We start from the raw sequence: 16,459 nt of genomic DNA, 5'->3' as shown, positions 1-16,459 counted from the left end.
TTTATTATAATTGAGAAATTAATTTTGTTGTTTTAAAGCTGTAATCGTAACAGGTCCTAATAATCCTGATGGCATTGGCGACCATTTTGTGGCGTCGAATTTTTTGTAATCTTTATCAACCATGTTGATTTCGTAGAAAATCTTCCACTCTTCGCCTTTTAGTTCTTTATCACGAATTCGGTTTGCAGAAAGGTTTGTTACCTGAATTTTCAAGGTGTTTTTTCCCGGTTTCAATTTTCCGATGTTTAATTTATAAGGAACAGACCATGCAGTACCAATAAATTGATCATTAAGCCAGACTTTTGCGCTTTCACGAACATCGCCCAGATTTAAACTCCATGATTCAGCTTTAGCATTTGGGTTATCAAAATCTAAAGTGTACGTTGCAGATCCTGAAAACGCTTCTGCATCAGGACCTAATTTTGTCCATGATTCTAAATTTGAAATTGTTGCACTTGGAGGTAATTTTGGACCGCCTTTGTCAAATGTAATTTTCCAGTTTCCTTTTAATGTAACGGCATCAGCGGCTGGTTCATAGTAATTCCATTTTTTTTGCGAAGCTGTATTTTCAGTTTTCAAAAAATAGGATTGTCCCGGTTCAATTTTTATTTTGACCAAAGTATTTTTGGTTGTTTTTTGAACAGCTGCATTTCCATAATTACTGTTTAAAGGATCAAAAATCACGACTTCTTTATTGCCAATTTCTAATGGAATAAATCCTTCAATCGTTTTTGGAGTATGGTTTACCAGATAATATATTTTTTCGCCGTCAACATTTCTTCGAATGAATTTTAATCCTGTATTAACGAGTACTTCAGGATATATCTGAGCATTTTCTAAAGTCTCAAAAATATTCGAAACAGGCTTTACATACTCTTTGTTTTCAGCTAAAACAGACTGAAGTTTTGCTTCCTGATTTTTGTAATCATTAAAACCGGGAACAGATTCCGGTAGTCCTTCAAAAATAATTTCACCACCGGCTTTTTTTAACTCGATCAGTTTTTGCAAAGTAGCGAGAGGTATTTTTTGACAGGAAGGAACAATTAAAGATTTAAAAGTACCGCCCGGAAGATTGATTTTTCCGTCTATTACTTTGGCTTCGGCAATAAAATTATCAGAGATAAAATCAACACCGTACCCTTTTTTCATTAACTCTTTTGTGGTGTTGTAGAAAGGAGTTCCATGCAGCCATTCATCTAAAGAATGTATTTTGTATTCGACAAATAAACTTCCTTTTTTGTATTTGTTCCAATTGTCAAAAATAGGCCAGTAAAGCAATATTTCATTATCAGCTTTTCCCTGCTGCAGCATCGACTGGCAGTTTGAGATATAAGAGAACAGGGCAGGAGCATCTTCCCAAATGCTATTGGTAGCGTTAAAATTTACAGACGCATAAAATTTCCAACCCGGCCAAACTGCTCTTTCGGGCGAATATGTCGAACCATGAAGAAAAATATGATTCACTCCGTTTAGCATTAAATCTTCAGCTTCTGGTTTACATTGTGACAATGCAGTTTTAAAATGTTCTCTTAACCACGTAAAAGTTTCTGATGAAACCAGGTTTTTTCCTGAAATATGGGCAGCTGACGAAGAGAATTTAAGCATTACAGGATCAGCATCACCTTCACGAATGTCTTCTTTATCACGTCTGAAACCAGGGATATCAAAAGGCATAGACCCGAAAGTTTCGCATTCAGGGATATCAGCAGAAGCGTATAAATCAATTAGATTTCCGGGTGATCCGTGTGCCTGAAGCTTGGTTTTAAAGTTTTTTGAATGCGCCCATTGTGTCCATGGGGTATCAAATTTATTCAATAATAAATCTCCTATCGTTTGTCTGTAATCACTTCTTATTCGGTTAGAAATTTCATCATCGGTTTCGTTCAATATCAGAGGGAGTTGTTTTTTTAGATCATAACCTCTTCGGTTTTGGAATTCTTCGAAAAAATTTGGAGTAAAATCAGTTCCGTACACTTCATAACTATCATTAAAAACAGCCCTGATTTTTCCTTCGCGCCCTTTTAAAGCATTATTAAAAGGAACCACGTAAGCATTTAGTGCTTCTTCTGAATAATGGTCTAAAGTATAGCCTTTTCCACCGGGAGCAGACCTTTTTACCTGCTGTCCGGTTTTACCGCTAAAAACAGCATAGATAGTATAATCTGTTTTTTTTGCTTTCCATTTTAGTTTGTTCGGTTCTAATGTGTTGGGCAAGGTTACTGTAGCTCCTTCAATACCTTTATCATTTAGTTTTGAATTTTTGTTTTTTAATTGATCTGTTAGGTTTACATAGCTTCCATCGCTGCCGTATGCTACTACGTATAAAAGTTCTGCAGGAGTTTTTTCTTTAGTATTTTCCAGTTTAATTGAGCGGTCTATTGTTTCGTTCTTTTTTAGCGGGTATTTTTCGACAATCAGTTTTGTGGCTGCATGAGGCAGGGTAACATGAGAACCGCCGTAAGGCCATCCGGTTCCCAAAACCATGTCAACCTGCATGTGAAGACTGTCTGAAACATGAATCGTATAATCAAGCATTTCCATCCATTTTGGAGACAGATAATCAATAAAATTGCTTTCTTCACCTTTTACACCATATATAGGAGTAATTTCTACACCGCCAATTCCGGCTTTCTGAAAATCGACAAGACTCTTTTTTAAGTTTGGTTTATCTACGGCGCTTCCCATCCACCACCAGCGAGCCCAGGGCTGATTTATATTAGTTGATTCCGGCCAGGGTGATGAATTTGACTGTTGGGAAAACGAATTAATGATAAAACTAAAGATAAATAAGAAGGAAAGTGAGGTTTTCGTAAGTTTCATTATGATGTCTGTGTTCAGCGTTTGAAAGAATAATAAAATTAGAACAGTGTTTGGTGCATACTAATCAAGTAAAAATAAAAAGCTTTTATGAATTTGCTATCCTGTTGCATCCTGTTGACTGTTTATTGATAATAAATTAATAAATAAATAATGAAGTGCATTTTTTTTTATTTGTTGTTTTTTTGTTTGAAAAATTAGGAATATATGAAAAATAAATAAGTTAAATTTTGTATTTCGTATTGTTAAAAACCTGTAGTGTTGCTGTTGCAAATCAGTAAGTTGTCTTCTTTTTGTTGAATAAAAAAGTATAATACACTGAAAGTTAACAGGATACTACAGGATGCTGTCGAAAGTACTTCTGAATAAATTTGATTGAACTAATTTAATTAACCAAAAATATTTTTTATGAAAAACAAATTTAGTCTTTTGCTGTTTTTGGCCATGTTTGCATTATTGCATGCATCTGGTTATGCGCAAAATAAAGAGGTAACAGGGGTGGTTACTGATCCGGCTAAACTCTCTATTCCGGGAGTAAACGTATTAGTAAAAGGAACGAACAGAGGAACAAGTACTGATTTTGACGGAAGATATAAAATATCGGTTTCTGCCGGAGAGACTTTGGTTTTTTCTTTCGTTGGTTTTGTTTCAAAAGAGCAAAAAGTAAGTGGGGCTGCTACTTATGATATTTCCTTAGATGCTGAAAGCGCTAATTTAAATGAAGTTGTAGTTATTGGTTATGGAACACAAAAAAAGAAATTAACTACTGGTGCGATATCAGGAATTAAAACAGAAAATTTTACAGAAAGACCAATTTCAAGAGTAGATCAGGGGTTAATAGGTCAGGTAGCAGGTGTTCGTGTTAAACAAACAACAGGTATGCCGGGTCAGCCTTTTAGTATTGAAATTCGTGGAGCGGGTTCTATTACTGCAGGAAACGAACCTTTGTATGTTGTTGATGGTTTTCCTATTTCTACAGAAGGAACAAATGTTAATGGAGGTTTTTCGAGTGGAAGCCCTTTAGATAATATGAATCCAAATGACATTGCTTCTATAGAGGTTTTAAAAGATGCGGCGGCAGCATCTATTTATGGTTCCAGAGCAGCTAATGGTGTTGTTTTAATTACAACCAAAAAAGGTACAAAAGGAAAAACGAAATATACTTTTAATACTTATGGCGGTATAAATAAAGAGGCCAGCAGAGTGGATATGTTATCGGCAGAAGGTTGGATTAAAAGAGCAAAAACCATGATTGATAGTCAATGGGTGGGTTCTGGCATTGCCGGTGCCTCTGCAAGTCAGACAAATGCAGAGCGTATTGCTGCTTACAATGCAGTAAATCCATCAGCGCCGCTTGTTACAACTAATAACAGATATTTTACATATTTATATGATGAAAGATGGGATATGCCAGGACATCCGGGATTAGATTATATCGATTGGCAGGATAAAGTTTTCCGTACAGGAGAGTTCAGTAATTATCAATTATCTGCTTCGGGGGCAACTGATGCTGTTAACTATTATGTTTCTGCTAATTATCAAAAAAACACAGGTTATATTGTTGGTACAGATTATACCTTGTTTTCTGCAAGAGCTAATATTGACTTTAAATTATCAGATAGTTTTAAAGTAGGAATTAACTTTTCTCCATCTTATTCAGAAAGAAATGATCCGGGTGTTGAAGGAAAAGACAATACCTTATTTAAAGCACTTACAGCAACTCCAGTTTTTGAAAGTGCTGCAAATGCTGCTGGTGAAAAATATACAACCCGATATGCGTGGGGAAGCAGCACAACCAATATGCTTAATGCATTGGCCAAAACAGGTAAAAACTCTATGTACAGAAATATTGTTTCTACTTATGCTGATTATAAATTTGCAAAGGCTTATACATTAAAAAGTACAATTAACTTTGATAATTCAGATAATGCATTTGAAAGTTATACACCAAATGATGTTTTGGCTAGTATTAGAGGAGCCTATAACACCTACAGAAGATTAAATTTCGTAAACGAAAATACTTTAACGTATAATAAATCAGTAGGCGACCATAGTTTTAATGTTCTTTTGGGTCAGTCATTTAGTTCTTATAAAATTACGCGATCAAATCTTTCTTCCGGAGGACTTTATAATAGTTCAACGATAGAAACACTTCCAACAGGTTCTTTGGGGTCTACTAATGCAGAAAAAAACACTTTATTATCTTATTTCAGTAGATTTCAATATGATTATAAAGAAAAATATATGCTTTCTGCAAGTGTAAGAAGAGACGGTTCGTCTAAGTTTGGAAGTGAGAAAAGATGGGGGACATTTTATTCTCTATCATTAGGATGGAGAGTTAAGCAGGAATCATTTTTAGAAAATGTTGATTGGTTAAGCGAATTAAAATTAAGAGCAAGCACAGGAACTAATGGTAGTAATAATATAGGTAGTTATTCCCCTTTTTCAACATTAGGATCTTATAATTATTCAATTAATGGAGCTGTAGGAATAGGGCAGGGAGTAAATTCTATTGGAAATCCATCATTGCATTGGGAACAATCTAAAAGTATTGATTTCGGATTGGATTTTTCAATCCTAAAAAACAGAATCTCAGCAACATTCGATATGTACAGAAAAAAGAATACCGAATTATTGCTTAGGCTTCCGGTACCTGCGGCATCAGGTTTTACGAGTTATCTTACCAACGTAGGAGCGGTGCAAAATCAGGGATGGGAATTTGAATTGAATACGGTAAACATTAAAACTAATAATTTTGAATGGAAAACATCTGCAAATTTAAGTCATAACGAAAATAAGGTGTTGGCATTAGGACCGGATCAGACTAAAATTGAAATTAGCAGTGAATTTGCAGCAGGGGTTCCGTTTGTAAAATTAGAAATAGGAAAACCAATGTACACGATTTTTGGTTTGCAGCAAAATGGTGTAGTAACTCAGGCTGATATTGATGCAGGTGGAACTACAATTGGAGGAAATAAATTAGTTTTGGGAGATCCAAGATACATTGATCAGAATGGTGATAAAAAAATCAATGCAGAAGATCGTGTTGATTTAGGAAATCCTACTCCAAAATACACCTGGGGTATTACGAATACTTTTAAATATAAAAATTTGGATTTAAATGTATTGTTGCAAGGTCAAAATGGAGGAACAGTTTACGGGTTAACAGGAAGAGCAATTAACCGTACCGGAATGGGTTCTGTAGAAAATTCATTAAATGTTGATCCTGCTGTAAGAGGGAACTGGAAAACTTCTTTCGGTTTTCAGGCAAATTCTGATTGGATGTATAAGTCAGATTATGTTAGTATAAGAAGTATTTCTCTTGGATACAATTTGAAAGATGCTATTAAAAGCTTAAAAAGAATTGATAATATGAGGCTTTATATAACGGGTGAAAACTGGTTTTACTGGAATAAATACAAAGGAGGCTTTAATCCTGAAGCGGTAAATACCTCTGGAAGTTCAAATAATGATTTTGCTGTTCCTGTAGATTATGGAGGTGCGCCTTTAGCAAAATCAATCGTTTTAGGTCTTAACGTTAATTTTAATTAAAATGAAAAAATATATTTATTTATTAGCAGCAAATTTGCTTTTATTGGGAACAGTTTCCTGTACGGATGAACTGACGCAAATTCCTTTGTCACAAGGAACTGAGGAGAACTTTTATGCTACACCCGGAGATTTTGTACAGGCAAGAAACGCAGTATATTCGGTTGCATTTCATGGTACAGGTACGTATGGCTATGCAAACCGCGTACTAAATTTAAGCGAAACCAGATCAGATAATTTACTAGCATTAACAACAGCTTCGAGAGATTGGGAAGGAATTAATAGTTTTTATACTTCTATTAGTGCTAATACCTATGTAAAAGAAGCTTATGTAAGTAATTATAATGCCATTTACAAAGCGAATCAGTTATTAGAAAAAATTGCTGAAAAAGGCGATCAGATTTTTACAAATCCTGCAGATAAAGCAACAATGATTGCCGAAGCTCGTTTTTTAAGAGCATTTTGTTATTTTGATTTATTAAGATGGTTTGGAAGGGTTCCGTTGATCGAAAGAACAATGACGGCTCAGGAATCTGCAAAAATAGGAAGAAGTCCTGTTGTAGATGTTTATAATCTGGTTATTTCAGATTTACAAGCAGCAATTACAGATCTTCCGGCTCCAACTACAGATGCAACTTATGTTGGTCGTGTTACTAAATATGGAGCAAAAGCTTTACTGGGTTTGGTTTACATGACGCGTTCAAGTCCAACTTACGGTATTGATGGTGCTATGCTTGGTTTAAACGAATGGGATAAAGCATATCAGCAATTAAATGATGTTAAAACAAGTGGTTTGTACACTTTTGGTGCTGATTATGCTGCTATATTTAAAGTAGAAGGAATTACTAATAAAGAAAATGTTCTTACGATTCCTTATACACAAAGTTTAGCAAGTTCTATTGGAGGGAATTTTATGATTGAAGTTGGTTACGAGCCTTATTTTGCATCAATAGGTATAACATCAAATCAGGGATCGCTGGAGCCAAGACCAATTTCAACAGGATTTTTAAATATGTTTGCTGCTAATGATAATAGAAAAACAGTTGGAATTGCAACAAGTTATACAGTGGCATCCGGAACATACAAAGGAAGTTATACACTTCCGGTTTTCAAAAAATATATTGATGCAGCCAGATACGGAACAGGTGGTCGTGAAGACTGGGGTGTAGATTTTATGGTAATTCGCTATACAGATGTATTGATGCTGATGGCTGAATGTACACTTCATGGGGGAGGCGGTACCCAGGCAGATGTTGACGGAATTGTAAATCAGGTCAGAACCAGAGCTGGTGTGCCGGCAAATGCTTCTGGTATTACTTTAGATCAATTATTTGACGAAAGAAGAAAAGAATTCTTTTCTGAAGGAACAAGATGGTTTGATTTGATCAGATCAGGGAATGCTATAACTATAATGAATGCATGGAAAGCCGCAGAAGATACTGGTAACAAAATTAGAACTATTGATGCTAATATGTTGCTTTACCCTATTCCATTGCAGGAAATGCTGGCAGTTCCCGGACTTTACGATCAAAATCTAGGTTACGATTAATGAAATAATTTTGCCCCTTTCTATAAATTGTTTTTTTTTAACCGTCTCAAATTTGAGGCGGTTTTTTTTATTTAAATGAGACAAAATCAAAATCTTAGATTATTGATTTTTTTATTGATAAGCAGGGTGCAACAGGATTGTTATCAATTGTTTAATGAGTAAATTTGAATATTAAATTTCAAAAATAGTTTGGAGTTTTAATGGTAATTGATAAAAAAATTAAGTGGTTTTAATTTTAAGGGCGTAACATCGTTATTGCCCTTTTTTTGTTTTGATATCTTTTTTAAAAACAGGTAAGCACAGGATAGGAAAAAGATTTTGGTCGTCTATCTTTAAAATTCCAGTTTCAATTTAATACTTAATGATTTACATGAAAAATCTACTTTTATTTTTAATTTTTTTTAATGCATCATTTTCCATAAAAGCTCAGGTTAAACTGCCGGCTTTGGTTAGTGATAATATGGTTTTGCAACAAAATGCAAAAGTCAATTTATGGGGTTGGGCATCGCCAAATGAAAAGATTAATATTCAGTTAGGCTGGCAAAATAATTCAATAGAAGTTGTTACAAATTCAGCAGGAGACTGGAAAGTAGCTGTTGATACTCCGCAAGGAAGCGAAAAAGGTTATTCGATAACGATTAACGCTTCTAACAAAATTGTACTTAATAATGTTCTTATTGGCGAGGTCTGGATTTGTTCAGGGCAGTCAAATATGTATTTTCCGGTTGGAAAAGAAGAAGGTACATGGAAAACCGGAGTTAAAAACTATGAGGAAGAAATTGTAAAAGCCAATTATCCTCATATCAGATTGTTTACAGTTTTAACTAATGCTTCTCCAAAACCGCTTGATGATGTTACCGGAAGATGGGCAGCATGCTCTCCTGAAACAATAAAAACGTTTTCTGCTGTAGCCTATTTTTATGGTAGAGATTTGTATCAGAAATTAAAAATTCCAATTGGTTTAATTTCTACTTCATGGGGCGGAACAAAAGCAGAGGCCTGGACTTCTCAGACCGTGCTGGAAGAAAATCCGGATTTCTTAACCATTCTGGAAGAAGATGCTAAAAACGAAAAAACATATCAGGAAAAATTAGAAGCCTATTATTTAAATTTAAAAAATGAACAACTGGCTAATAAAAGTTCAAAAACGGAACTTAAAAAGCCTAAAAAAGAAGCCAATAAAACATCGTATGTATTGTATAATGCCATGCTGCATCCTTTAATTAATTATACCATGAAAGGTGTAATCTGGTATCAGGGAGAAAGTAATTCGGGTAAAGCGAAGTTATATCAGACTTTGTTTCCTGCTATGGTAAAAAACTGGAGAGACGACTGGAAACAAGGCGATTTTCCTTTTTATTATGTACAGATCACACCCCATAAAGGGCAGACTCCGGAAATCAGGGAATCACAATTATTGTCCTTAAAAAAAATAGCTAATAGCGGAATGGCAGTCACTACAGATGTTGGAGATACTAACAATATTCATCCAATTGACAAGCAGACTGTAGGACACAGGCTGTCGTTAATTGCTTTAGCGAAAACATATAAGGAAGATAAACTGGTTTATTCGGGACCAATTTACAATCATCTGAAAATTAAAAAAGATAAAATTCAGTTGTTTTTTGATTATACTGATTCGGGGTTCAGGAAAACAACTGAAAATTTAAAGGAATTTGAAATTGCCGGTGAAGATAAAATCTTTTATCCTGCTGTTGCAAAAATAGATGGTAAGACAATTGTAGTTTCTTCTGAAAAAGTAAAAAATCCCGTAGCAGTTCGTTTTGCCTGGAAAGCAGTACCGGAACCCAATTTATTTAATGCCGAAAATTTACCGGCATCTCCTTTTCGTACAGATAACTGGTAATTGAAAAGGATAATAACGAAGTTTTTAGTTTAGTTTATATTGTTCCCTGTTTATTTCTGAGTTTAAGAAATGGGCAGGGATTTTTGTTTTTCAGAATTAAATTATAATTAATACGTTTTGATTATTTGATAAAATATTGTGAATAAAAAAGTATAATATTAGTTTTTATAACAAAACAGGTATGTATTTTTTAATAATGATTTGTATTTTGTTAATCTATTGATTTCTAATAGTTTGTGTTTTTATTTAAGTGTTTTTAAGTTGTAAAAATCTAATTTTCAGAAAATTAGCAGGGTAGGGCAGGACGGTATTAAATAATTATCCAGATAATTTTAATACCACTAACTTTTAACCAACCCTTTATGAAAAAACAAGTACTTTATGAATTTAAACCAATTCATTTTCGGAAGCGATTCCTTCAAATTCTTTTTATTACATTTTTTAGTTTTTTTAATGCTCATGAGTCATTTGCACAAAACTGGAATATTTTAGGAAATGAATCACAGGTATCAGCTGTAGCATCATCGTACACATCTATTGCTGTTTTAAATGACGTTCCTTATGTAGTGTTCAGAGAAGGAACTGGACCCGTTGTCAAAGTTAAAAAAAGAAATCCCGTTACCGGAAATTGGGAACAAGTAGGGAACGATATTGGCGCTAATCTTAATTTTTCAAGAATCTTACTGGATAAAACCAACCAATTTTATGTGACTTACGTGGATGCTGCAAATGGTAATAAACTTGCAGTGAAAATTTACAATGCAATTACAGATGCATGGGAACCATTAAACAATGAGACTGGCAATCTCTATGTTTCGTCTGGTTCTGTTAACAGTAGTGTTTCACAATATGGTTCAACACCACGCTGTTCATTAGCTTTTGATTCTGATAACAATCCATACATTGCTTTTGGAGAAGGTGCTTCATTAACTCCTACTGTCAAAAAATTTGATGGAACTTCCTGGGTAGCTGTAGGAGGTGTTTCAGTAAATGCTGCTTCAATTGCTATTGGGGTAAGTTTAGTACTGGATGAGGCAGATGTACCCTGGCTGGCATTTTGTAATTTAGAGACCGCAACGACCAGTACAGGTATAATGAAATTGTATAAATGTACCGGAGGAATTTGGTCTGAAGCTTCTGCTTCTCCTGTTACCGGTGGTGTTCGTCATACGAGTATGGCTCTTAATTCTACAAATAATTTAGTAATTGTATATTTTGATGCTACACCAAGTACGCCCGGTCCTGCGGGAAATAACCGGGCCACAGCAATCGAGTACAGTAAAAATGCTGTAACTCCTGCATGGAGTGCTGTTACACGATTAGGCACAAGAGATTCTCCAAGTTTAAGTTTAATTAAGGATGTTTCCGGTAATTTATATTGTTCTTTTATTGATAATATAACGAGTAGTAGCCCGCCGAATGCGGCTCGTGTATTTAAACAAGCTGCCGGCGCAACTGCCTGGACAGAAATGAAAGATCCAACTGTTATTAGAGGAATTGATGAACCGGCGGCAAGTTTAACCATTGCTGCAGGAAGCCAATACCCGTTTGTAGTTTATACAAAAGCCAATACAGGAGGTATTGTAACGCCTATTGTTAGAACTTATGTTCCAGCTCCTCCTCCGGCAACACTTACCACAAATACGGTTACCAATATTACAGCTACTACTGTAGAAACAGGAGGAGATATTACTTCTGATGGAGGGACTGCGATTACAGAAAGAGGAATTGTTTACAGCACTAGTAATAATCCAACGGTAGCCAATACAAAAGTTATGGCGAGTACCACAGGAACAGGCAGTTTTTCTGTAAATATTCCGGGACTTACACCTGCTACGTTGTATTATGCTAGAGCCTATGCTATAAATGGCGGCACTACCTATGGAGAAAATATTAGGTTTAATACCTTAGCATTACCCGATGCTGTAGTGAACACACCTAAACAGGTAGAATTTTTGAATCGTGGTGTAGTAGCTTTGCGTAAATCGACCAATGAAGTTTTTATCAGTTGGAGATTGTTAGGTAATGATCCTTCAAATATCGCTTTTAATGTGTACAGGGATAATGTAAAAATTAATTCGGCACCTATAACAACTTCTACAAACTATATCGATACTATTCTGACCAATGGATCTTATACCATAAAACCAGTTATTGGTGGTACTGAAGGCGCTGCATCGGCTCCTGTTTCGGTTTGGGCTAATAATCAATTGTCGATTCCGTTGCAAATTCCGCAGGGAGGAAATATCCCGGATGGAACAGCTTACACTTATACAGCAAATGATGCAAGTGTTGGAGATGTTGATGGAGATGGTGAATATGAAATTTTCTTAAAATGGGATCCTACTTCATTAAATCATAACGGAGGAGGTTTTTCGGGAGAACAAATTTTTGATTGTTACAAATTGAATGGTACTTTACTGTGGCGAATCAATTTAGGTAAAAACGTAAATGCAGGTCCACACTTTAATCAATTTATGGTGTATGATTTTGATGGAGACGGAAAAGCAGAAATAATTTTAAAAACTGCCGACGGAACTATTGATGGTCAAGGAGTGGTCATTGGTAATGCAACTATAGATCATCGAAATTCAGGAGGATGGGTACAGGCTGGACCTGAATTTCTGACTGTTTTTAATGGTTTAACAGGAGCTGCAATGGCAACGGTTGCTTATCAGCCGGCAAGAGCAAATACAGCAGATTGGGGAGATACTTACGGAAACCGTCAGGATCGTTTTGTTTCTGCTGTAGCGTATTTAGATGGTGCCTGTCCGAGTCTGATTGTCGGTCGTGGATATTATGACAAATTAATGCGTGCTGCTTATGACTGGCGCGATGGACAATTAACACTTCGTTGGATTTTTGACAGTAAAGATGCGAGTGACCCTGCTAATAATGCTTTTTCAAGTCAGGGGAATCATCAGATGACGATTGGTGATGTGGATGGTGACGGAAAAGACGAAATTATAAATGGCTCAAGTGCGATTAATGATGATGGAAAACGTCTTTGGACATATGGACAGGGACATGGAGATGCGCTTCACATGTCGGATATGGATCCGGATCGTCCCGGTCAGGAAATCTGGCAATGTTTGGAATCAGAAGGGCAATACAGTCCATACGGAATCAGGCTTAACGATGCCAAAACAGGTAAAATGATTTTTGGAGCGGTAACTACCGGGGATGTCGGTCGTGCTTTGGCGGCAGATATTGATCCAAACCACAGAGGTTATGAAATGTGGAGTTCTTCAGGTAATTTGTATAATGTACAGGATGGACAAATTGGTACCAGCAGACCAACGAACGGAAGCCAGGCTGTAAATGGTGCTGTATGGTGGGATGGTGATTTAGGACGTGAATTGCTTGATGGTACCATTATGGATAAATGGAATCCGGTTACAAAATCACTAAACCGCTTGTTTACTATTTATCAGGCAGCTCCGGTTTCGCATAATAATGATACCAAAAAGAATCCGGCACTTACCGGAGATATTTTGGGAGACTGGAGAGAGGAAATTATACTGCGTCGTACTGACAATACTGCCCTGATTCTTTTTACGACCAATATCGCTTCTGATTACCGAATCCCTACTTTGATGCATGACCCTCAATACCGTACAGCAATTGCCTGGCAAAATTCAGCTTACAATCAGCCTCCTCATCCAAGTTATTTTTTAGGATATGATATGGCTCCGGTTCCTGCATCTAATATTGTTATAAAAGACATTTCGAATTTAGGGATTAAAAAAACGGCTTCTGTATCTGCAGAAGTGCTGGTGTATCCAAATCCTTCTTCGGGACAATTCAATATTCGTTTTAACGGTTATAAATCAACTAAAGCTACTGTTGTAATTTCAGATATTACCGGACAGATTATAGTACAAAAAAATATTGAACTTACCGGAAATGATCAAAATGCAGCATTTAGTATTCCTAACCACAATCAGGGGGTGTATCTTCTAAAAGTAATTAGTGAAGAAGGAACTAAAACACTTAAAATTCTGATTGAGAAATAATAATATTGTAAGTGATTAGTGAAGAGTGATTAGTGAAGATAGCTAAAAGAAAAGCTAATCACTAATGACTAAGTACTAATCACTCTTTTTATGCTTTAAAAAGTGCAGTATAGCACAGGACGGTATTCGAACAATAAATAAATATATTTGAAATTATCACTTATTAGATTCCATGAAATTCTCCTTAATAAACTTGCCAAAAATAATTTTCATATACTTCATATTTTGTCTTTCTGCTTTTGCTCAGCAAGTAAAAAATGAAAAGGCAGATAAACCCTTATTTAGGGATACTGTTTTTGACGGAGCTGCCGATCCGACTATTGTATGGAGTAAAAAAGATAAAAAATGGCTGATGTTTTATACCAATCGAAGAGCGAATATTGACGGAAACGGAGTAAGCTGGGTGCATGGAACTCCTATTGGCATTGCCGAATCAGAAGATGGGGCTTATTGGAAGTATAAAACCAATTGCAATATCAATTATACGGTTAAAGATGTGACTTACTGGGCTCCGGAAGTGATTAAGCATAAAAATAAATACCACATGTACCTGACCATTGTTCCGGGTATTTTTGAAGATTGGTATCATCCGAGATATATTGTGCATCTGACCAGCAAAAATTTAATAGACTGGAAATTTGAATCGCAATTAAAACTGGCTTCAGAGCGTTGCATTGACGCTTCTGTATTTCAATTGCCTGATGGAAACTGGCGAATGTATTACAACAATGAAAATGATGGGAAATCTATTTATTATGCAGACAGTGAAGATTTGTATCATTGGAAAGACAGCGGAAAAAAAGTAGTAAAAGACAGAGGAGAAGGGCCTAAAATTTTTAGCTGGAAAGGAAAAAACTGGATGATTACAGATCCATGGAAAGGTTTGGCTGTTTTTTCTTCTGATGATTTTATAAATTGGAAACGTCAGGAGAAAAATATTCTTCAAATTCCGGGAACGGGGGAAGATGATAAAGTAATTGGAGGACATGCCGATGTTATCGTAAATAATGGCAAGGCGTATATTTTTTATTTTACCCATCCGGGAAGAATACCTGAAAATAAAGGAGTTGATAATTTTGAAACCAGAAGAAGTTCCATACAGGTAGCCGAATTAGAATATAATAATGGAGAGCTATTCTGCGATAGAGACAAACAGGTTTATATTAATCTAAAACATTAATTGGCTAGTCTTAAAATATTTAAAATTTGATTTTTATCGAAAAATAAAATGAACAGAAGAAAATTCATAATTAGTAACTCCCTGGCTCTTTTTGGGCTTTGTCTTCCGTTTCCACTCAAAAGTAATAGTTTTCAGTCTGATCCGAAACTTTCTGATTTTGAAAAAAAACTTAAGCCGGTAGGCCGCGCACTTGAATTTGAAGATTATTATGTATGGTGCAACAGTCCCATTGAAGGACCTGATGGTAAAATTCATGTCTTTTTTTCGCGTTGGAAAAAATCTAAATCAATGAGTGGGTGGATCAATGGGTCAGAAATTGCTCATGCTGTTGCCGATAAACCGGAAGGGCCTTATACGTATGTGAGTACTGTTTTGGCTCCCCGTGGTGAAGGTTTTTGGGATGCTACAACCTGTCATAATCCGAGTATTCATTTGGTTGATGGAAAATATGCGTTGTTTTTTATGGGAAATTCTAATGGCAAAATGAATACCAAACGTATTGGATTAGCTACTTCAGATTCTCTTTACGGACCTTGGAAAAGACCGGATGTACCCTTATTGCTTCCGGGAAATGAAGGTTCCTGGGATGATCTGTTGACTACAAACCCTTCTTTTTTAAAACATCCAAACGGTGAATACTGGCTGTACTATAAATCATTGGATACAGAAAATTATGTGCATCCAAAATTTCCAATTAAAGGAAACAGAAAATATGGATTGGCAGTTGCTAAATCGCTTTATGGCCCTTACCTGAAATATGAAGGCAATCCGGTTGTTGATTTTTCAAAATTAGGAGATAATAAACAATGCGAAGATGCTTTTGTGTGGTATGAAGATAAAAAGTTCAAAATGCTGGCAAGGGATTTAGGGGTTTTTGGGCAGGATTACGGGCTTTATATGGACTCAGATGACGGAATTCACTGGTCTGATCCTTTAATTTCCTATCAGCCGTTAAATAAATACATCAATCAGCCCGAAGCACCAAAACATCTCAACCGGTATGGTCGTGCAGAACGTCCTCAGTTATTATTTCAAAACGGAAAAGCAACTTATTTATTTACTGCTTCACAAGGCGGAAAATTTGAAACTGCTTCTTCGTTTATTTTCAAAATAATCTAAATATCTTTAGAAAAAATATCCTTTAAAATTTAAAAAAATATGGTAAGAAATGCTTTTAAAATGAAATTAAAACCGGGATTTGAAATTGAATACAAAAAGCGGCATGATGAGATCTGGCCTGAGTTGGCAGGTTTACTTTCTGAAACCGGAATACAGGATTACAGTATTTTTCTGGATGAAGAAACATTAATTCTTTTTGCGGTTCAAAAAATAAGCGATGATTTTGATTTTGAATTGCTGCCCAATCATCCAATTGTAAAAAAATGGTGGGCTTATATGGGCGATATTATGGAGACAAACCCTGATAATTCACCAATAGCGGTAGGGTTGAAGGAGGTTTTCCACTTAGATTAATTATTTTT

At 35.6% G+C, this 16,459-nt stretch carries 8 protein-coding genes; 7 read left to right on the top strand and 1 reads right to left on the bottom strand.

The window, feature by feature from the left end; genetic code table 11:
* Positions 1-18 precede the first annotated feature (18 nt).
* Positions 19-2,820, bottom strand: coding sequence for a glycosyl hydrolase (locus tag FLV_RS16695; RefSeq protein ID WP_243235402.1), 2,802 nt, complete (start codon positions 2,818-2,820; stop codon positions 19-21).
* 405 nt (positions 2,821-3,225) lie between these two features.
* Between FLV_RS16695 and FLV_RS16690 the strand changes: the two genes are divergently transcribed.
* From FLV_RS16690 to rhaM, 7 genes are all read left to right on the top strand, one after another.
* A complete protein-coding gene (locus FLV_RS16690) occupies positions 3,226-6,369 on the top strand; it encodes a SusC/RagA family TonB-linked outer membrane protein (protein WP_243235397.1) in 3,144 nt (1,047 codons plus the stop codon).
* A 1-nt stretch (position 6,370) separates the two neighbouring features.
* On the top strand, positions 6,371-7,915 hold the full coding sequence (locus tag FLV_RS16685; protein WP_243235396.1) for a RagB/SusD family nutrient uptake outer membrane protein: 1,545 nt from the start codon (positions 6,371-6,373) through the stop codon (positions 7,913-7,915).
* Positions 7,916-8,285: 370 nt separating this feature from the next.
* A complete protein-coding gene (locus FLV_RS16680) occupies positions 8,286-9,782 on the top strand; it encodes a sialate O-acetylesterase (protein ID WP_243235395.1) in 1,497 nt (498 codons plus the stop codon).
* Between the two features lie 362 nt (positions 9,783-10,144).
* Positions 10,145-13,798, top strand: coding sequence for a T9SS type A sorting domain-containing protein (locus FLV_RS16675; RefSeq protein ID WP_243235393.1), 3,654 nt, complete (start codon positions 10,145-10,147; stop codon positions 13,796-13,798).
* 193 nt (positions 13,799-13,991) lie between these two features.
* Positions 13,992-14,978, top strand: a complete 987-nt coding sequence (locus FLV_RS16670; RefSeq protein ID WP_243235385.1) for a family 43 glycosylhydrolase — start codon at positions 13,992-13,994, stop codon at positions 14,976-14,978.
* A gap of 48 nt (positions 14,979-15,026) precedes the next feature.
* The gene (locus tag FLV_RS16665; RefSeq protein WP_243235383.1) at positions 15,027-16,097 is read left to right on the top strand and encodes a glycoside hydrolase family protein; all 1,071 of its coding nucleotides are present in this window, start codon (positions 15,027-15,029) and stop codon (positions 16,095-16,097) included.
* Positions 16,098-16,136: 39 nt separating this feature from the next.
* Positions 16,137-16,451: an L-rhamnose mutarotase gene (gene rhaM / locus FLV_RS16660; protein WP_262916468.1), complete on the top strand. Its 315-nt coding sequence runs from the start codon at positions 16,137-16,139 to the stop codon at positions 16,449-16,451.
* The last annotated feature ends 8 nt before the right edge of the window (positions 16,452-16,459 follow it).

Source organism: Flavobacterium pectinovorum (assembly GCF_022802975.1).
GTDB lineage: Bacteria > Bacteroidota > Bacteroidia > Flavobacteriales > Flavobacteriaceae > Flavobacterium > Flavobacterium pectinovorum_B.
The sequence above is the reverse complement of the archived record's forward strand: the minus strand, read 5'-3'. Positions and strand labels throughout refer to the sequence as shown.

Coding starts and splice junctions, on each gene's coding strand:
- FLV_RS16695 (WP_243235402.1), bottom strand. CDS start 2,820: ATGAAACTTACGAAAACCTCACTTTCCTTCTTATTTATCTTTAGTTTT.
- FLV_RS16690 (WP_243235397.1), top strand. CDS start 3,226: ATGAAAAACAAATTTAGTCTTTTGCTGTTTTTGGCCATGTTTGCATTA.
- FLV_RS16685 (WP_243235396.1), top strand. CDS start 6,371: ATGAAAAAATATATTTATTTATTAGCAGCAAATTTGCTTTTATTGGGA.
- FLV_RS16680 (WP_243235395.1), top strand. CDS start 8,286: ATGAAAAATCTACTTTTATTTTTAATTTTTTTTAATGCATCATTTTCC.
- FLV_RS16675 (WP_243235393.1), top strand. CDS start 10,145: ATGAAAAAACAAGTACTTTATGAATTTAAACCAATTCATTTTCGGAAG.
- FLV_RS16665 (WP_243235383.1), top strand. CDS start 15,027: ATGAACAGAAGAAAATTCATAATTAGTAACTCCCTGGCTCTTTTTGGG.
- rhaM (WP_262916468.1), top strand. CDS start 16,137: ATGGTAAGAAATGCTTTTAAAATGAAATTAAAACCGGGATTTGAAATT.